16 protein-coding genes and 1 tRNA gene are annotated in these 18,579 nt (G+C 72.9%); 7 read left to right on the forward strand and 10 right to left on the reverse strand.

The window, feature by feature from the left end; all coding sequences use genetic code 11:
• The first annotated feature begins 4 nt into the window (after window positions 1–4).
• A complete protein-coding gene (locus I3F58_RS16955; RefSeq protein ID WP_240109454.1) occupies window positions 5–409 on the forward strand; it encodes a globin in 405 nt (134 codons plus the stop codon).
• A gap of 53 nt (window positions 410–462) precedes the next feature.
• On the opposite strand, the gene I3F58_RS16960 is transcribed toward I3F58_RS16955, so the two are convergent.
• The 7 genes from I3F58_RS16960 to I3F58_RS16990 form a co-directional block, all read right to left on the reverse strand.
• Window positions 463–1,158 carry a hypothetical protein gene (locus I3F58_RS16960; RefSeq protein ID WP_240109455.1) on the reverse strand — a complete coding sequence of 232 codons (696 nt, stop codon included), beginning with the start codon at window positions 1,156–1,158 and terminating at the stop codon, window positions 463–465.
• Window positions 1,155–1,589 carry a thioesterase family protein gene (locus I3F58_RS16965; RefSeq protein WP_240109456.1) on the reverse strand — a complete coding sequence of 145 codons (435 nt, stop codon included), beginning with the start codon at window positions 1,587–1,589 and terminating at the stop codon, window positions 1,155–1,157. Before I3F58_RS16965 ends, I3F58_RS16960 begins: the two co-directional genes overlap by 4 nt.
• Window positions 1,590–1,604: 15 nt before the next feature.
• Entirely contained in the window at window positions 1,605–3,269 is a 1,665-nt protein-coding gene (ettA, locus tag I3F58_RS16970) for an energy-dependent translational throttle protein EttA (protein ID WP_240109457.1), read from the reverse strand.
• A gap of 143 nt (window positions 3,270–3,412) precedes the next feature.
• Entirely contained in the window at window positions 3,413–4,834 is a 1,422-nt protein-coding gene (locus I3F58_RS16975; RefSeq protein WP_308355032.1) for a thioester domain-containing protein, read from the reverse strand.
• Window positions 4,835–5,164: 330 nt separating this feature from the next.
• Window positions 5,165–5,623: a single-stranded DNA-binding protein gene (locus I3F58_RS16980; protein ID WP_240109459.1), complete on the reverse strand. Its 459-nt coding sequence runs from the start codon at window positions 5,621–5,623 to the stop codon at window positions 5,165–5,167.
• A 210-nt stretch (window positions 5,624–5,833) separates the two neighbouring features.
• Complete coding sequence (locus I3F58_RS16985; protein ID WP_374207989.1) at window positions 5,834–7,801, reverse strand: GTP-binding protein; 1,968 nt, start codon at window positions 7,799–7,801, stop codon at window positions 5,834–5,836.
• Between the two features lie 15 nt (window positions 7,802–7,816).
• Window positions 7,817–9,439 (reverse strand): dynamin family protein, encoded by a 1,623-nt coding sequence (locus I3F58_RS16990; protein WP_240109461.1) that lies wholly within the window; start codon window positions 9,437–9,439, stop codon window positions 7,817–7,819.
• A gap of 308 nt (window positions 9,440–9,747) precedes the next feature.
• On the opposite strand from I3F58_RS16990, the gene I3F58_RS16995 reads away from it, so the two are divergent.
• The 4 genes from I3F58_RS16995 (at window position 9,748) to I3F58_RS29655 (ending at window position 13,816) form a co-directional block, all read left to right on the forward strand.
• A tRNA-Arg gene (locus tag I3F58_RS16995) sits at window positions 9,748–9,820 on the forward strand.
• A 575-nt stretch (window positions 9,821–10,395) separates the two neighbouring features.
• On the forward strand, window positions 10,396–11,835 hold the full coding sequence (locus I3F58_RS17000) for an ABC transporter permease (protein WP_240109462.1): 1,440 nt from the start codon (window positions 10,396–10,398) through the stop codon (window positions 11,833–11,835).
• A gap of 43 nt (window positions 11,836–11,878) precedes the next feature.
• Window positions 11,879–12,568: an ABC transporter ATP-binding protein gene (locus I3F58_RS17005; RefSeq protein ID WP_240109463.1), complete on the forward strand. Its 690-nt coding sequence runs from the start codon at window positions 11,879–11,881 to the stop codon at window positions 12,566–12,568.
• 480 nt (window positions 12,569–13,048) lie between these two features.
• On the forward strand, window positions 13,049–13,816 hold the full coding sequence (locus I3F58_RS29655) for a nitroreductase/quinone reductase family protein (RefSeq protein ID WP_240109464.1): 768 nt from the start codon (window positions 13,049–13,051) through the stop codon (window positions 13,814–13,816).
• A gap of 576 nt (window positions 13,817–14,392) precedes the next feature.
• Here the strand turns inward: I3F58_RS29655 and I3F58_RS17015 are convergent.
• Window positions 14,393–15,031 (reverse strand): pyridoxamine 5'-phosphate oxidase family protein, encoded by a 639-nt coding sequence (locus I3F58_RS17015; protein ID WP_240109465.1) that lies wholly within the window; start codon window positions 15,029–15,031, stop codon window positions 14,393–14,395.
• Window positions 15,032–15,037: 6 nt separating this feature from the next.
• Complete coding sequence (locus I3F58_RS17020) at window positions 15,038–15,592, reverse strand: HPP family protein (protein ID WP_240109466.1); 555 nt, start codon at window positions 15,590–15,592, stop codon at window positions 15,038–15,040.
• Window positions 15,593–15,713: 121 nt separating this feature from the next.
• Here I3F58_RS17020 and I3F58_RS17025 point away from each other — a divergent pair, with 121 nt between their 5' ends.
• Window positions 15,714–16,421, forward strand: a complete 708-nt coding sequence (locus tag I3F58_RS17025) for an ABATE domain-containing protein (protein WP_240109467.1) — start codon at window positions 15,714–15,716, stop codon at window positions 16,419–16,421.
• A gap of 287 nt (window positions 16,422–16,708) precedes the next feature.
• Here I3F58_RS17025 and I3F58_RS17030 read toward each other — a convergent pair whose 3' ends face one another.
• Complete coding sequence (locus I3F58_RS17030; RefSeq protein ID WP_240109468.1) at window positions 16,709–17,326, reverse strand: ABATE domain-containing protein; 618 nt, start codon at window positions 17,324–17,326, stop codon at window positions 16,709–16,711.
• Between the two features lie 255 nt (window positions 17,327–17,581).
• Between I3F58_RS17030 and I3F58_RS17035 the strand changes: the two genes are divergently transcribed.
• Entirely contained in the window at window positions 17,582–18,541 is a 960-nt protein-coding gene (locus I3F58_RS17035) for a LysR family transcriptional regulator (protein ID WP_240109469.1), read from the forward strand.
• Window positions 18,542–18,579 lie beyond the last annotated feature (38 nt).

Below are 18,579 nucleotides of genomic sequence, written 5' to 3' on the forward strand. Positions count from 1 at the left end.
ACGGGTGACTGAGATCCCGCGCGACACACTCCAGGAGCAGACGTTCTACGAGCAGGTGGGCGGCGAGGAGACCTTCCGGCGCCTGGTCCACCGCTTCTACCAGGGTGTCGCGGAGGACCCGCTGCTGCGCCCGATGTACCCGGAGGAGGACCTGGGCCCGGCCGAGGAGCGGCTGGTGCTGTTCCTGATGCAGTACTGGGGCGGCCCCCGCACCTACAGCGACCACCGCGGGCACCCGCGCCTGCGGATGCGGCACGCGCCGTTCACGGTCGACAGGGCGGCGCACGACGCCTGGCTGCGGCACATGCGCACGGCCGTGGACGAGCTGGAGCTGCCGGACGAGCTGGAGCGGCAGCTGTGGGGCTACCTCACGTACGCCGCCGCGTCGATGGTGAACACCGCGGACTGAGGCCGCTGCCCGGCGGGGGCGGCTGCGGGCTCGCGCCGGTCCGCCGCAGGCCGTCAGCCGTGCCGTAGGGGGGCCACGCCCAGTTCGCCCAGCCCCGCTCCGGTCCGGACCACCACCGAGCCGAACGGCGTCCTCAGCCGCAGCCACGGCCCCGTCGCCAGCAGTGCCACGGGCACCTCGTGCGGCAGGGCGCCGCCCGGGGGCAGGAAGCCCAGCGACTGCGCCGCGTGTGCGGCCCTCAGGGGCAGGCCGGTGTCCCCGAGCGTGCGGGACCAGATCTCGCGGCCGATCCGGTCGCGGGCCTCGCGAGTCCGGCCCTCCGGCGGCAGCGCCTCGTCCCGCGCTCGGAACTCCGCCACCGCCGCCGCGACCGCCCGGCGCAGCGCGTCCGCCCCGGGCGTCCCGGGGAGCTCGCGCCAGCCGCCGCGCGGCGGCAGGACCCCGCTCCACGGCGGGCCGGTGACGGCGGCGGGCACACCCACCCGGCCCTCCGGCTCCTCGATCGCGTCGAGCAGCTCACCGGCGGACACGGTGACGTCCAACGACACCTCCGCGTCCCGCAGCGCGGCCGTACGGACGGCGAGGACCTCGAAGGACGGCGGGCGGCCGAACACGGCGAGGACGCCGCCGCCCGCCCGGAGGCGGACCGCGGCGGCCCTGTCGTACCGCAGCAGCCGGGTCAGGAAGGCGGCGAGGCCCGCCGCCTCCCCGGCGCCGGCGAGGTGGAGCGTGGCGGTGGGCGCCGTCATGCGGCGGCACCCTCCGAGGACATCCCGTCGTCCACGTACTCCTGGAGGAACTCCCGCTCCTCGTCGCTGATCCGGCGCGGGCGCTGCGCCTCCAGGTCGAACGGGACGACGACCGTCGACGCCCGTACGTAGACCTGCTCCGGGTCCTTGATCTCGTACGCGATCGTCAGCGACGCCGCGCCGATCTTGGTGACCCAGGACTCGACGGTCACCGGCTCGTGCCGGTGGACCAGCGGCCGGAGATAGTCGATCTCGTGGCGGGCGACGACGGACCCGCCGGAGAACGACGGCGAACCGTCGCCCGGAGCCAGCCGGAACATGAAGTCGATCCGGGCCTCCTCCAGGTAGCGGAGGAAGACCACGTTGTTGACGTGCCCGAAGGCGTCCATGTCCGACCAGCGGAGCGGGCAGCGGTATATGTGCCGGGCCATGTGAAGCTCCCCGCCTCAGCCTCGGGTGAGCTTCTTGTACGTGGCGCGGTGCGGCCGGGCCGCGTCCGGGCCGAGTCGCTCGACCTTGTTCTTCTCGTACGCCTCGAAGTTGCCCTCGAACCAGAACCACTTCGAGTCGCCCTCGTACGCCAGGATGTGCGTGGCGACCCGGTCGAGGAACCAGCGGTCGTGGGAGACGACCACGGCGCAGCCGGGGAACTCCAGCAGCGCGTTCTCCAGCGAGGACAGGGTCTCGACGTCGAGGTCGTTGGTCGGCTCGTCGAGGAGCAGCAGGTTGCCGCCCTGCTTGAGGGTGAGCGCCAGGTTGAGGCGGTTGCGCTCACCGCCGGAGAGGACACCGGCGGGCTTCTGCTGGTCCGGTCCCTTGAAGCCGAACGCGGAGACGTAGGCGCGGGACGGCATCTCGACCTGGCCGACGTTGATGTAGTCCAGCTCGTCGGAGACCACGGCCCAGAGCGTGCGCTTCGGGTCGATGTTCTCGCGGCTCTGGTCGACGTAGCTGATCTTTACGGTATCGCCGACCTTGATGTCGCCGGAGTCCGGCTCCTCAAGGCCCTGGATCATCTTGAACAGGGTCGTCTTGCCGGCGCCGTTCGGGCCGATGACGCCGACGATGCCGTTGCGCGGGAGGGTGAAGGACAGATCGTCGATGAGGACCTTCTCACCGAACGCCTTGCTGAGGTTCTCCACCTCGACGACGACGTTGCCCAGGCGCGGGCCCGGCGGGATCTGGATCTCCTCGAAGTCCAGCTTCCTGGCCTTCTCCGCCTCTGCGGCCATCTCCTCGTAGCGGGCGAGGCGGGCCTTCGACTTGGCCTGGCGGCCCTTGGCGTTGGAGCGGACCCACTCCAGCTCTTCCTTGAGCCGCTTGGCGCGCTTGGCGTCCTTCTGGCCCTCGACCTTGAGACGGGTCTGCTTGGTCTCCAGGTAGGTGGAGTAGTTGCCCTCGTACGGGTAGGCGCGGCCCCGGTCCAGCTCCAGGATCCACTGGGCGACGTTGTCGAGGAAGTACCGGTCGTGGGTGATCGCGACGACGGTGCCGGCGTACTTGGCGAGGTGCTGCTCCAGCCACTGCACGGACTCGGCGTCCAGGTGGTTGGTGGGCTCGTCGAGCAGCAGCAGGTCGGGGGCCTCCAGCAGCAGCTTGCAGAGCGCGACGCGGCGCTTCTCACCGCCGGAGAGGTTGGTGACCTGCCAGTCGCCGGGGGGGCAGCCCAGGGCGTCCATGGCCTGCTCCAGCTGGGCGTCGAGGTCCCAGGCGTTGGCGTGGTCCAGCTCCTCCTGGAGCTTGCCCATCTCCTCCATCAGCTCGTCGGTGTAGTTCGTCGCCATCTCCTCCGCGATGGCGTTGAACCGGTCGAGCTTGCCCTTGATCTCGGCGACGCCCTCCTGGACGTTCTCCAGGACGGTCTTCTCGTCGTTGAGCGGGGGCTCCTGGAGGAGGATGCCGACGGAGTAGCCGGGCGACAGGAACGCGTCACCGTTGGAGGGCTGCTCCAGGCCTGCCATGATCTTCAGCACGGTGGACTTACCGGCGCCGTTCGGGCCGACCACACCGATCTTCGCACCGGGCAGGAAGCTCAGCGTCACGTCATCGAGGATGACCTTGTCGCCGTGCGCCTTGCGCGTTTTGCGCATCGTGTAGATGTACTCAGCCAAGAGAAACCGTCCGGCAGTCAGTAGGGTTCGATCCGCGTCTCCGCCGCATCAGGGCAGATACACCCCATCTTGCCGTACCGCCACCCCAGGGCGAAAACGAGTACCTCGGCGGGCCCGGGGGGCTGAGCCCCCCGGGCTTGCCCCTACGCGTCCTTCTTCCTGCGGAGGAAGAACACCGCTCCCCCGCCGACCAGCAGGAACACCGCGGCCACGCCCGCGATCATGGGCGTGGCGCCGGAGGCACCGGTCTCGGCGAGGTCGCCGGTGGGGCCGGTGGCGCCTCCGGTGGCCGTGCCGCCTCCGGTGGAGCCTCCGGCGGCCGTGGCTCCTCCGGCGGCCGTGGCACCTTCCGGGCCCGTGCCGGACGAGGTGCCGCCGGACTGGGGGCTCGGGCCCTCATCGGGCTGCTCCCCGCCGGTGTCCGGCGTCGTGCTGCTCGTGGTCCTGCAGTCCAGGACGCCCTTGAACGTCTTCTTCTCGCCGTTGGGGAGCGGGATGGTGAACTCGTACGGCTGGTCCTCCGCGACCGGGACGGTCACTGTCTTGGACTCTCCGGCGGGGACGGAGAACTTGAGGCCCATCAGCTCGAAGGCGAAGGGCTCGTCGCTCTTGTTGGTGGCGGTGATGTCGACGCCGCCCTCGGCACAGTTCTTCTTCGCGGACAGCGCCGGGGTGCCCCAGGAGGCGGTCGCGGTGGCGGAGACCGTGGACTCGCTGGAGCCGGCCAGGATCTGGGTCTGGCTCCTGCTGAGGCTGGCGAAGGCGCGGCCGACGGAGACGGAGGTGGTGGCCTGCACGGCGAAGGTGGCGGAGCCGTCCCGTGTGTCGGCCGGGACGTCGACGTACAGCTCGCTGCCGTCGCCGGCCTCGGTGAGGGGCTTGCCCGCCTTGTCGGTGACCTTGACCCCGGTGACGGCGACCTCGGACGGCAGGTTCACGGAGGCCCGCTCGGCATTGGTGCGGACGGTGACCGGCCCGATCCTGGTGCCCGCCGGCCCGGAGACCGCGGCAGGGTCGAGACTCAGTGAGGCCTTGGGCTCCTCAAGGCCCTTCGCGTTCTTCTCCAGCCAGTCCGCGAGCTTCTCTGCCGCCGGGTCGAGGGCCTCGACCTCGACGTCGTCCGAGTAGCGCCAGATGGCGACCTGCGTGCCCGCGGCGGCGGTCTCCCTGGTCAGGGCGCCCGCGCCGGCCTTCTTGGCCAGGCTCTCCAGGTCGTCGACCTGAGGGTAGGAGTTCTGCAGGATCCAGCGGATCCGGCCTGCGTCCTCGTTCCCCCCGAGAGAGGTCTGCCCCCAGGGTGTCTCCTGGTACTTGGCCTTCTGCTGGGTGGGCTTGTGAATGTCGATGCAGTACGTCTTGAGGGTGCCGCCGCCCTCGACCGCCATCTCGAACAGCCCGGCGGGCAGCTTCTTGCGTTCGCCGTCCTCCACGAGCACCGCCTGGTCGAAGGTGGTGAGCCCGTTGAGGGTGGCGGAGGCGCCGCTCTGCTGCGGGCCCTCGTCCGCTGTGGCCGTGGCGGCCCCCGCTATGGACCCCCCGGCGATCAGGCCGGACGCCAGGGCCACGGCGGCAAGACGGCCGGCCAACCGCTTGCGCCGCTTTACCGAAGAACCAAACACGAATTTCCCCTCTGGGCGAGGCCCCCGGGGGCGCGGCACGCGCGCCGTGAGACACATGGGGGGTGGGACTCGCCGTACGTCTCAAGTGCCCCGTGAGTACGCGGAATCCTAGAGAGGCGGCCGGGCCGAATCCCCCGTGATACCCGCGGTCAATCATTCCGAATCTCAATCGTTACGCTGAACCACCCCCGTGCGGCGCTCCCTTCGGCAGATCAGTCTCCCAAGTTCCCGTTTCGGCTGCGCCCCTTGCGGGCCTCGCCGACGGGGCCCCACTCCTCAGGTCGCCACCAGTTCCCTCTCCGGTTCCGGTGGGGCGGCGTCCGTCGCCTCCTCCGCCATGTCCGGTGCGCGCTCCGGCTGTTGTGTGTCCGTGCACCTGGCCGGGCGGCGGAAGGCGGCCGTGCCCCGGGTCAGGTCGTGGCCGACGGCGACGGCGTCGATGTCGACGAACGTCTTGCGCCGGCCCTCCCAGTCGCCGTCCTCCCGCACTCTCAGCCGTCCGTGCACCACGAGGGGTTCACCGACGGAGACGGAGGCGGCGACGTTCGCACCGAGCTGGCGCCAGGCGTTGACGGTGAAGAAGTTGGTGGGCCCGTCGGCCCAGGCGCCGCGCTGCCGGTCCCAGCGGCGCGGGGTCGCCGCGAAGCGGAACCGGGCCACTCCGCCGGTGCGGGTCTCCCGGTACTCCACGCTCGTCGCCACGTTCCCGACCACGGTCACCAGGGTGTCGTTCATGATGTCTCGCTCCTCCTGCTCGCGGTGTGTTCGTCCGTGTCCCCATCGTGGAGGTGGGAGGCGAATCCCGCTGAGAGCTGTGGAGGAGCGCCCCGCTGTGGACAACTCCGTCACCCGTCGGAGCTACCTGTGGGCGTTGTCTGCCGACGTCGTCTCCCGGCGTTGCCGGGGTCGGCTGCCGGGGTCGTCCGTGGTGTTCGTCATCCGGCGTCACCTGCTGCGGAGGCGGCTGGTGCCGGACACTCTGGCGTACTGCTGGCGCACCTCGCGGTAGCGCATCAGCTCGGCGGCGACGGGGTCGAGCACCATGGCGCGCCCGCAGGCCGCCGCGGCCTCCCGCAGCCGCCGCTCCACGTCCTGGCCGTATCGCCGGGCGGGTCCCCGCGCGGCGGCGGCGCAGCCCCATTCGAGGAGCGGGCCGCCGACGATCCCGGCGAGCATGACGAGCACGGGGGCCAGAAGCCCGGGTTCCAGGACGCCGATGATCTGGCCGGCCAGCCACAGCGCGCCGACGATCTGCAACAGCGTCATGGCCATCTGGAGCAGCACGGCGACAGGCCACCAGGCAGGGCGGGACGGCCGGTTCCTCACCCTGCCGGAGCGGGACCCGGCGCGGCGGCGGGAGGTGAAGCGGCCCGGCCCGGCGCCGTCCCGCGACCGGCCCCGCCCGGTCCCGTCGGCCGCCGTCCCCTTCCCGTCCCGCTCCCCCGCCGCACCCTCGTCGGTGTCCCCGCCCGCTTCCCCGACGGTTCCCGCTCCGTCCAGCGCGCCCGCGTCCCCTTCAGCGCCCGTGCCGCGCCCCTCCCCTGCCTCGTCCGCGTCCTGCCCCTCCGGCCGCCGCAACCTCACCGCCAGGTCGTCCAGTGCCTCCGGCAGCCCTCGTGCCCCCCGCACCGCCGCCTCCCGGACAGCCTGGGCCCAGGGGGTGGGCAGGCCGTCGGAGGCCTCGTCCGCGACGATCCGCACGGCCTGCTCGACCCGCTGGCGGGCGGTCGGCTCGTCCTCCGCGGGGCGCGGTTCCAGGGGCTCGCCGCCGCCCGGGGTGCGCAGCCGCTCGTACCAGCGCCACAGCCGCAGCCACGGGGTGCCGCAGGCGCGGCCGGCGTTCCGGCGCCATTCGCGTTCCGCGGCCTCTCCGGCGGCGGTGGCGCCGACGGCGACGGCGAGGCGGGCGGCGAAGTCGTCCTGGGAGCGTTCACCGAGCCCGACGTTGCCGTGGCCGACGTAGGCGGTGCGCAGCCGGTCGGCGGCGGCGTCGACGTCGGCGGCGATGCGGCGGGCGGCGGCGGCGCGGCTCTGGACGAACGCGGCGAGCATGTCCCGCAGTTCCCCGACGCCTTCGCCGGTGAGGGCGGACACGGCGAGCACGGTGGCGCCGGGTTCGCCGTGCTCCCCGAGGGCCATGCCGTCGTCGTCGAGGAGGCGGCGCAGGTCGTCGAGGACCTGGTGGGCGGCGTCGCCGGGGAGGCGGTCGATCTGGTTGAGGACGACGAAGGTGACCTCGGCGTGCCCGGCGAGGGGTTGCAGGTAGCGCTCATGGAGGGCGGCGTCGGCGTACTTCTCGGGGTCGACGACCCAGATGACGGCGTCGACGAGGGCGAGCACCCGGTCGACCTGGCGGCGGTGGGCGGTGACGGCGGAGTCGTGGTCCGGGAGGTCGACGAGGACCAGTCCCTGGAGGGCCTCGTCGCCCGTGCCGCCGGCGAGGGGTAGGCGGCGCAGGCGGCCGGGGATGGCCAGCCGGTCGAGGAGCCCTGCGGCGCCGTCGGACCAGACGCAGGCGATGGGCGCGCCCGTGGTGGGCCTTCTGAGGCCGGTCTCGGAGATCGGCACCCCGGCCAGCGCATTGGTCAAGGTCGACTTGCCGCTTCCCGTGGCGCCCGCGATGGCGACGACGGTGTGCCGGGAGGACAGGCGCTGCCGGGCGGCGGCCTCGTCGAGGACCCGGCCGGCCTCCGCGAGGACCTCGGTGTCGACGCGGGTGGCGGACAGACCCATGAGTTCGCGCAGGGCGTCGAGGCGGGTGCGGAGGGTGCCTTTGTAGGGGACGGTCTCCAGGGCGTGTGCGGTGTCGTCGGCGTTCCCCGCCGGGGGGTCGTACGGGTGGGAGGTGTCGTCGTAGACGGCGTGACCGTCCACGCGGCGGGCGATGAGCCCGTCGTCCCAGCTCTGCTCCACGGCGCTCACCCGCCGTCACCTCTCCTTCTGCAGTACGGACAGTGCGGCGATGAGCGCGGCCTGCGGTTCGGGGGTCACACCGAGGTCGTCGAGGGGGGCGAGGCGCCGGTCGCGTTCCTCGCGCAGGATGCGGTCGATGGACGTGGTGGTCAGTTCGGCGCCCTTGTCGCGGAGGCGGAGGGTGCTCTGGGCGCCGAGGAGTTCCGCGAGCTGCTCGCCCGCGCCGCGGGCGCGGCGTCCGCCGAGGAGGGTGGTGGCGAGGAGGGCGGCGACGGTTTCGGAGGCGGGCGGGGCTGCGGGACGTTCGGTGCGGTGCACTTCGTCGTCGGCGAGCTCTTCGAGGACGCGGCGCCAGCGCCGTACGGCCATGGCGATGCGCTCGGAGGCCTCGCGGTCGACCCGGGTGACGGGGGTGCGGTGGCGCAGGACGTCGGCGGCGGGTTCGCGGCGCCAGGCTTCGTGGAGACGTTCGTCGGCTGCGGCGACGGCGCAGTGGAGGAGGGCGGTGAGGGATTCGACGAGGGCGTCGAGGAGTTCGGTGGCCGTGCAGTCGTGAGGGTGGGCGCGCCAGCGGGTGCGGGCGTCCCCGGCGAGGACGGCGCCGCGGCGCAGTTCGGCGCGGACCCGGTCGCGCTCCTTCTCGTAGGCGGCCTCGACGGCGCTGGTGAGACGGTCGGCGGCGGCGCACTGGGCGGCGACGGCGGAGGCGAGTTCGGGCATCCGGCCGCGGAGGGAGTCGATGACGCCGTTGGCGGTGCGGCCGACGGCCTGCTGGCGGGCGGCGGGGTCCTGGGCGCGGTGGGCGAGCCAGGCGCGCAGGGCGGCGACGGCGGTGTCGGGGAGGAGACCGGTGCCGCCGCCCGCGGACTCGGGGAGTTCGGGAACGGCGAACCGGGGGACGTCCCCGAGTCCGGAGCGGGTGAGGAGGGCCTCGTACTGCCGGGCGACGTCGTCGATCACCTGGTGGGGGACGCGGTCGAGGACGGTGACGAGCGTGGCGTCGTACTCCTTGGCCGTGCGCAGGAGGTGCCAGGGGACGGCGTCGGCGTAGCGGGAGGCGGTGGTGACCATCACCCAGATGTCCGCGGCGCAGATGAGCCGGGCGGCGAGTTCGCGGCTCTCGACGACGAGGGAGTCGATGTCGGGGGCGTCGAGCAGGGCGAGTCCGGGAGGCAGGGTGTCGGCCAGTTCGACGCGCAGGGTGTTCGCGGGGGGCGGGAGGGTGTCCCGTTCGTCGCGGTCGCCGGTGTCCTCGGGGTGGGGGCCGCGGACGCGGGCGAGTTGGGGAAGCACGCGGGGATCCGCGAACCAGCCCTGGTCGGCGGGGTGGCAGACGAGGACGGGCGTGCGGGTGGTGGGTCTGAGCACTCCGGCCTCGCTGACCCGGCGTCCGACGAGGGAGTTGACGAGCGTGGACTTGCCGGCACCGGTGGAGCCGCCGATGACCGCGAGCAGTGGCGCGTCGGGGCGGGTGAGGCGGGGGACCAGGTAGTCGTCGAGCTGGGCCAGCAGCTCGGATCTGGCCCTTCGGGCGCCAGGGGCGCCGGGGAGGGACAGCGGGAGACGCACAGCGGCGACACTGTCGCGCAGGGCGGAGAGTGCGTCGAGGAGCTGAGGCCGTACGTCCAAGGTCACCACATGTGAAGAATGCCCAATTTCACCATCTTTTTGAAGCGTATGCCCCTCCCTGCGCGCCGACCGGGTGCAGGGGACAGAGGGGACGAGTGGGACCCAGGCATAACGAGTGCACAACACCCGGCGCGTGAGGCGCGAAAAGCGCTGCGGGAATCGCACCTGCCTGCGATTATCGGGGTCGCTTCACCGAACCTCCACATCGTGCCACGCAGGCGAAGCGACCGGGCCAAGGCGATCGGAGCCCTATCCTTGACCCCGGCAAGGTCACGGACCACCCACCCCGGGCTCCAGAGGCCACAAGGCCACCACCGGCCCCCGTAGCTCAGTGGATAGAGCAGGCGCCTTCTAAGCGCTTGGCCGCAGGTTCGAGTCCTGCCGGGGGCGCTCGCTCACAGGGCGGCGCCGGTCCCGGCGACCGCTGCCGCACGCTCCCCGGCCCAGGGGACCACACCCTGACGGACCCCGGTTCCGCCAGAGCGGACAGGCCGCGGAGGAGAGCGGACCCTCCCTGGAGACGGCCCGGATCCCGGGTCTCCCAGGACGGCCGGGGCGGGGACACCGCGGCCCGGACCAGGGTACCGGGCGCCGGACCACCGCCGCCGCCCCCTTCCGCCACTCCCTCATGAACGACGCCCCGGCCGGCGCTCCGTTCGAAGGTGTGCCACCCGCCCGCCGTACGGGCCGGACACGGTCGGCGCGCAGCACGTCCGGCCGAGGCGTCCCGCGGGGCCGTACCGGCTCGGCACCACCGCACGGCGCATCCGGTGCCGCCGCACCGGGAGAGGCGCCGGGAGGCGGGAAGGCCCTGCCGCCAGGAGCACACCGACGCCTCGTCTCGCCACATCGCTTCCGTGCGCTTCGCCGGCCCCGGCGCCGCGGTCCGGTACGGGGCAGCCTTCTCATCGCGCTCTCATCGACGGCTTATCCCGTGCTCACCTTGGCTGCCTACGTTTCGGCGCATGTTCTTCACCTATCTCCGGCGCGAGTTGCGCCGTCGGCGGAAGGCGGCGCTGGTCGTGGCCTCCGGACTGGCGCTGGGCATCGCGTTGGTCATCGTCGTCGACTCGGTCACGGCCGGTATGAGACAGGCCCAGAGCCAGGTTCTTCAGTCGCTGTACGGGCTGGGCACCGACATGACCGTCACCAGGGCCGCCGGACCGCCGGGCGAGGGGGACACCGCGGTCCGGCGGCCCCGCTTCGAGTTCGACGCGAGCGAGGAGGGCGGCGAGGAGACCCGGCAGAGCCGGGACGTCGTCATGGTGCAGGGCTTCCAGACGCTCGCCTTCTCCACGGTCGGTCAGGTCTCCGGGCAGGACGGAGTGGCCGAGGCCGTCGGCGGGCTGAACGTGCGGGTGATGAAGGTCAGCGGCGAGTTCACCAGCGGCCGGGCCGAACCGGAGCAGCCCGGGCAGCGGCAGCCGGGAGGCGAGGGGCGGGTACGCGGCGGAGGTGCGGCCTTCGACGTCGCCTCGTTCAGCGTGTACGGCACCGACGTGGAGCACCTCGGGCTCGGGCCGCTCACCACCTCGGCCATCACCTCCGGGCGCGGCTTCACCTCCGCTGACTCCTCGGCCGACGTCGCCGTCGTCGACAGCGCGTACGCGAAGGAGCACGAGCTGGCGGCCGGAGGGGTCCTGGAGATCTCCGGTGCGGAGTTCACCGTGGTCGGGATCGCGACCGCGACCGGCGGCGACGCCGCCGCCGACGTCTATCTTCCGCTGGCCAGGACGCAGGAACTCGCAGACGCCCAGGACAAGGTGACGACCGTGTATGTCAGGGCGGTCGACTCCCGGCAGATCGACGAGGTCAAGGCCGTGGTGCAGAAGAACGTGCCGGGCACGACGGTGACGACCTCCGAGGATCTGGCCGAGACGGTGTCCGGGTCGCTGACCACTGCGTCCGACCTGGCGACGGGCATCGGCAGGTGGCTGTCCGTGGTGGTGCTCGCCGCCGCGTTCCTGGTGGCCGGGCTGCTCACGTCGTCCGCGGTGAGCCGTCGGGTACGGGAGTTCGGCACGCTCAAGGCACTGGGCTGGCGCAGTGGCCGCGTCATCCGGCAGGTCGTCGGCGAGGCACTGGTCAACGGGCTGGTCGGCGGAGCGCTCGGCATCGCCCTGGGTGTGGCCTGCGCCTGGGCGGTCGGTGCCTTCGGTCCCACGCTGACCGCCCGGCTGGGCGGGGGCGCGGCGGCTGGGCGCGGGCCGGGAGGTCCCGGCGGAGACGGACTGCGTCAGACGGCCGGACAGGCCGTGGACGTGGCCCTGACCGCGCCGGTCTCGCTCACCGCCATCGTCCTCGCCGTGGGCCTCGCGGCCGCCGGCGGGCTGGTCGCGGGCGGCTTCGGCGGCTGGCGTGCCGCCCGGCTGCGGCCCGCGGACGCGCTGCGGCGCGTCACGTGAACGCGCGTCGCCCCCTTCCACGTACGACAGGAGAAACACCCCCATGTACCAGCTGAGCGGCGTCACCAAGTGCTACCGGCGCGGCAAGGAGACCGTGAAGGCGCTCGACGGCGTCGACCTGACCGTCGAGGACGGTGGACGGCTTGTCATCCAGGGGCCGACGGGCGGCGGCAAGTCCACCCTGCTGCAGATGCTGGGCGGGCTCGACCGTCCCACGACAGGAAGCGTCGTCCTGGACGGCACCGATCTCGCGGCGCTGCCCGAGGCGCGGCTCACCCGGGTGCGGGCCGAGAGGATCGGTTTCGTGTTCCAGAGCTTCAACCTGGTCCCGACACTGACGGCCCGTGAGAACGTCCAGACCGCGCTCGTCCCGCTCGGGCTCAAGGCCGGGGAGCGACGGGAGCGTGCGGCCGAGGCGCTGGCCTCGGTGGGCCTCGCGGAACGCGCCGGACACCTGCCGGCCGAGCTGTCCGGCGGGCAGCAGCAGCGGGTGGCCATCGCCCGCGCGCTGGTGAAGCGTCCCGCCGTGCTGCTGGCCGACGAGCCGACCGGGAACCTGGACGAGTCGACCCGTGACGAGGTCATGGAGCTGCTGGAGGGGCTGTGGACGGAACACGGGCTGACCTTCGTCATGGTCACGCACGACTCCGCCCTGGCCCGGCGCGCACCGCGGCTGGCGACGATCCGCGCGGGACTCGTCACGGTCACGGAACAGGCGGGCAGCCGCTCCTGAAGAGGGTGACACGGTGCGGCCCGGGCGCCGTCGGCGGAAGTACGGCCCGTGCGGGCGGCCTTCCGCCGAGCGGACACGGGGACTCAGGGCGATCAGGTGGATGAGGTGCGGCGCCGCCGAGGGGGCCCAAGAGGGGATCCCTGGCAGATCCTGTGGGGCGAAGGCCGCGAGGCCGACGGTCGCGAGGGCTACGCAGGCCGGGTGCGCGACGCGGTCGCTGTGCCCTCCGGGTGCGGGTCGCGGGCGCCCCCGAAGCACGTCGTTCGTGGAGACATCAGGCGGCACGCCACCGGACACGGAGCACGCCTCGGCCGCGGGGCCGGCTCCGATGGCGCGGACGCGAAGGCGGCGCCCTCGTGGCCTCGTCGCCGTCGACGGCCGTCCAGGCGGCGCGGCTGACGACGGCCCCAGGCCCCGCAACGCGGCCCCTCAGGCGGCGGCGCCGGGTGCCGAGCTCGCAGCGGGCCGGGACCACCGTCGGTGCGCGACGCCGCGAGACCCTCCAGGACGGAGACCGACCGGGGGGCCGCCGAGCGGCGGAGCCGCAACTGTTCCCCCGCACTTCGCGGCCCCGCACCCGCGTCCTGGGCGAAGACCCCGGCCCGGGCGTCCTACGAGGCGATCGCCTCCATTCCGCAGGGAGAGGAACGCGACCGGCTCTTCGAGCGGGTCGTCGAGGTGGCACCGGGCTACGGCGACTACCAGGTGAAGACCACCCGGGTGATCCCGGTGGTGGTGCTGCACCGGACCGGCCCCGAACCGGGCGCCGAGCGGGTCAAGGGCATGGGCGACTGGATCGTGGAGGTCCACGACTGGCTCCGCGAACAGCTCGCCGGGCTGCGCGTCCAGTTCGACGCGCTGGTCGACGGGACGGCGGAGTCCGTGTCGGTCGGCTTGCCGGACCCCGGGCTCGCGGAGCAGCTCCGCACGCACTGCTTCGAGTTCTGCGGTGCGCTCAAGAGGCACCACACGGGCGAGGACGCCGCGATGTTCCCCGTACTGGCCAAGCAGTTCCCGGGGCTCGCCCCGGCACTGACCGAGCTGGGCGAGCAGCATGCGGTGGTGGCCGGGCTCCAGGACGAGATCGGAGCACTCGTCGAGGGATTCGTCCCCGGCGAGAGCGACCCGGCGCGGGTGCGCACCGAGCTCGAGGAGCTCGCGGACCGGCTGGAGGAGCACTTCGCGTACGAGGAGCAGATCATCGTCAAGGCTCTCAACGCCACAGCCCCGGCACCTGTCTTCGCCTGACGGCACCACGTCCGGCGCGAGAGGGGCCTCACGCCGGTGCGGTCGCCCGGGTCCACGCCGCGACGGCGAGGCCGGGGCGAAGGGCACCTCGCGGCCTCCCACCGGGATGCGGCGGATCATGGTCACGTGGCCCAGGGCCGCTTCGGGGAGACCGGTGCCGCCCGCGTCCAGGACGGTGCGCGCACGGCCCTCGGTCACCCCGAGGAACGCGGCACGGACGTGGACCCCGAACCCCTGGCCTCCCGACGCGGGCTGCTCGCGGGCCGCAGTCCTGCCCGCGGCCATGGAGCGCGGGCAGCGGCAGACCGTGAACACCACGGCGCACGAGTACGCGGAGGTGCCGTCGCCGGAGACGTTCCGTTTGCCGAGGCGACCGTCCATCCGTGCACGGGAGACGGTGCCGGCCACCGCGCGCGGCGCCCAGACCGTCACGGCGCACGCGCCGCACCCGGCCGGGCGAGCCGCTCGTCCGCTCCTGCCGGGCGGCCTCGGCCCGCAAGTACCAGGTCTCGCGGTGCCACCTGCCCCGCAGCCCCGCACGCCGCCGCGCGGTGGGGCTGCGGGGCACCGGCAGGTTCATGCGCGGCCCCCGGCGGGCTGTGCCCGCTCCGCCTTCAGCCGCTCGTTCTCCGCCTCCAGTTCCGCCATGCGCTTGCGGAGCGGGGCGATCGCGTCCTCCACCTCGGCCACCGTGTAGCGGGGTTCGATGTGCTGGGGGCAGTTCCAGTCGAACGCCTCCACCTCGATGAGGACGACCCGTTCGACCACCGCCCGGTAGTCACCGGGCAGCAGCGGGCCCGCCGTGTCCGGCCACTCCTCCGGCCCGGCCGTGCGGGCGCGGCCCAGGATCTTCAGCCGGGCCCTGGCCGGATAGTCCATCAGGAACAGTGCCACCCGGTTCTCGTGGTCGAGGTTTCCGGTGGTGATGTACTGCTTGTTGCCCCGGTAGTCCGCGAAGGCCAGAGTCCGCTCGTCGACGGCCCGCAGGAAGCCGGGCGGGCCGCCGCGGTGCTGGAGGTAGGGCCAGCCGGTGGAGCTGACGGACGCCAGGTAGAAGCTGGTCCGGCTGGCCGCGAAGGCCGCCTCGTCCTCGGTGAGCCGGTCGGCCTCTGCCGGTCCGGCCGTCATGTTCGCGTAGCTGCGGCGGCTGCCGTGCTTCTCCTGGTGCCGCTGCGCCTGCGGAGTGAAGAGCAACTGTCCGTATCTGCTGGTCATGGCGCCCTACCACCAGTAGGTGGGGTAGCGGGCGGTCTTGCCCGAGCGTCCGGCGAGGATGCCGATGCCGACCAGGACCAGCGTGGCCAGCAGCAGAAGCAGCAGGAACAGGGCCGTGGACGGCTGGGTGAGCACCACGATCACCGCGGTGGCCGCGGCGGGCGAGTGCGGTGTACGGGCCAGGGCCATCGCACCGGCGGCGAGACCGCCGGCCACCGCGGCCGTCCACATCGAGCTGCCGCCGACCGCGAGGCAGAGGAAACCGACCACGGCGGAGATCAGCTGACCGCCGACCACGCTGCGCGGCTGCGACAGCGGGAGCGCCGGGGCGGCGAAGACCAGGGCGGCGCTGGCCGCGAGCGGCGGGATCAGCACGGTCTGGTCGAGCAGGACGCCGATGACGACCAGGGCGACGAGCGCGGCCACGCTGCCGAGCGTGGCCACCGAGATGGCGGCCTTCGGGGCGCGCGCGGGGGCCTTGCCTGCGAAGGCGGCGCGAAAACGCCGTAAGGCGGTGACCTCGGTCTGGGCCGGGGCGTCGGTCACGGTGGACTCGGACATGGGTGACTCCTCCCTCGGGGAGCGGACGTGAACCTCGTAAGCTAACGGATGGATCATAGCCTCATGCATTAGGTTCAGGGAGGGTGTCAGGGAAGAAGTCCCGGGACGGCAGGATGGAAAGATGGGCGACAGTACGAAACCGGGGCAGGACGGCCGGGAAGCGGTAGGGCAGCTTCCGCTGGCCGGCGAGCCACTGCCCCTGGACCTGGTCAACACCACGTACATCAAGGGCGGCCGGCGCGGCCATCTGGTGGACGCGCTCACCGTGCCGGAGGCCCTGGACGCCTGGCTGGCGGCCCACCGGGCGGAGTTCAGCCCCGCGCTGACCGAGGCGCTCGAAGACTCCGGGCCCGCCGGGCCGGCCCATGTCGAGGCGTTCACGGAACTGCGGGGCGCCCTGCGCGACCTGGCGGCGGCCCGCACCTCGGGTACGGCTCCGGAGCCCGGGCCGGTGGACGTGGTGAACACGGCGGCCCGGCTGGCCACACGGTGGCGGGAGCTGGCACCGGGCGCGGCCTTCGCGGCGGTGCCCCGCTGGCTGGAGGCCGATCCGCGGCGGGTCGCGCTCGGCGAGGTGGCGGCGGCAGCCGTGTCACTGTTCTCGGGCGACCGGGCGGCGCTGATCCGGGCGTGCGGAGCGCCCGGCTGCATTCTGTACTTCGTCAAGAGCCACGCGCGCCGCGCATGGTGCACGGCCGGCTGCGGCAACCGGGTACGGGTGGCCCGGCACAGCCGCCGCGCGAAAGACGGCGGCGGCACCGGTCCGGACACGGAGGGGGGGTCCGCGCCAGGCCCGGTGCCGCCGAGCGGTGCCCGGCCGCGCGGGTGAACGGCCGGGGCTCGCAGCCCTGGCCGTCCGCGGCTCCGCGACGGCCAGGGAGTCATCGGGCGCGTCCGGGTGCCCCGCCGGTGCGGGACGGAACCTCTCCGGGACCCGGTGCGTCCTCGTCGAATCTACGGCGCCCCGGAGCGGGGGCGACGGTGGCTTCACAGATGACAGCGATCGGGGTTTCCGATGGGCCCGGGCGGGCAGGCCGTCGTCGCCGCGAGACCGCACCCTTCCGTCGAGTTCACCGGACGGCCGCCTGCATCTAACGCATCGTCTTCATCCACCCGTTAGACCCGCTTGTGCTGGCGTCGAGCGTAGTGGCGGGCCACCCGCGCGCGGTTGCCGCACCCGGTCGAGCACCACTCACGCCTGGAGCGAGCGTGGTCGAAGAAGAACACACAGCCCGGCGCCCTGCAGGCCCGGGGTTCCACGTCCGTCGCCCCGCAGAGCAGGGTGATCAGCGCGTGTGCGATCTCCGCCTGGACCGCCACGAGGGGCGGCGCGGCGGAGACCTCCAGCGAAGAGGGCCGCGCCTCACCGCTCCAGCGCAGCAGCAGCCAGGGCCTGCCCACGCTGGACACCCGGTTGATCTGCGCCACGTCCCAGGCGTCGGGCGGGCTGTCGTGGATGTGCGCGTCGACCAGTCGGCGCGCCGCGTCGCGGAGCATCACGAAGCAGTCGACGTCGGCGGCGCGGATACCGCGCAGGGCGCTGTCCGGGAGCGGGGTGGTGAGCCGGCTGCGGCAGGCACCCAGCCACCAGGCGAGCCCTTCGGGGGAGTCGAGGATGTCCCGGTGCTCACCGCGCACCGGGAAGACCGTGTTGGCGAACTCGAGCGGGAGGGGCTCACCATGCAGCGGAGGTACGTCGGCGGGCACCGACAGTCGGGGGTCGGAAGGCATCATGATCACTCATCCGGCTTGTCAGGGGCGGGAGTTGACGGAGTCGGGGGCATATACGGGCGGAGCTTGCCAGGACTTGTCGATCGGAGTGGACACGTGGCAGGATCCTCAATCTAACGCACTACCGCTCCCAGAGCCGTTAGTCTGGCAGCGGGTCCGGCAGTAGGCCGCGTGGGGAAGCGGCCAGCACTGTCGGGGGGTTGATCGATTCCCGGGGGCTCCGGTACGGGCCGGTGAGGCCGCAGCCGGGCTGACGGGATGACAGCGGATCCGTGTTTCCTGGGGGACAACGTGTCGTTAGATCTCGCTCTCTACCAGCTCAGAACATTTCGCGAAGTAGCTCGCCTCGGAAGTTTCACCAAGGCCGCCAGAAGCCTGGGATACGCGCAGTCGAGCGTCACCTCACACATTCGGTCGCTGGAGTCGCGACTGGGCATGCAACTGGTCCAGCGGCTTCCGCACGGAGTGCGTCTGACACCCTCCGGAGAAATATTCCAGGAATACACTCAGCGGATCTTCCACGTCGTCGACGAGATGGCCTCGGCGCTCAACCCCTCCGGCGAAATGGAGGGCCGCATCACGATCGGTGCCTCGGCGCTGCTGCTGGAGACCCGGATGGGCGCGCTGATGCACGAGTGCCGCTACCGCTACCCGAAGGTGCAGGTGTCGCTGCGCCAGATGCCGATCAGCCGGGCGTACGAGGCGGTGCGCAGCGGCGAGGTGGACGTGGCTCTGGTGCACGGCGAGTGCACCTCCGGGGACTCCCCCGCCGCCGGCCTCACCGAGGAGGTGCTGCCGGACCTGGAGGTGGTCCCGGTGGCCGCGCCGTCCCTGGTGGACGCACCCGACCCGGCCGAGGCGCTGGCGAACGTACGGGTCCTCGCCGTCGACCCCGACTGCGCCTCCCACCAGGTGCTGGTCGCCGCGCTCCGGGAGGTGTACGGCATCGACGCGCCCGTCATCGAGGCGGGCTCCATGGGCGGCGCCCGTGAACTGGCCCGCGCCGGATACGGCATCGCGATGCTGCCGTACGAGTCGGTGGGCACCGCCGAGAACGGCGGCGGACTTACGCCGCTGCCGGGGCTGCCCCGGGTGCGGCTGACCGTGCGGGCCCTGTGGGCCGGGCGGGAGCTGGCCAGGCCGGCGGTCTCCGCGGTGTGCGACGTCGCCACCCGGGTGGGCCGTGAGGGCCGCGCGAAGGTCTCGCAGCCGGCCTGACGGCCACCCCGTCAGAGCCTCGCGGAAAACAGTGGAGG

This window comes from Streptomyces sp. MUM 203J (genome assembly GCF_022414595.1).
In the GTDB taxonomy this organism is placed as follows: domain Bacteria; phylum Actinomycetota; class Actinomycetes; order Streptomycetales; family Streptomycetaceae; genus Streptomyces.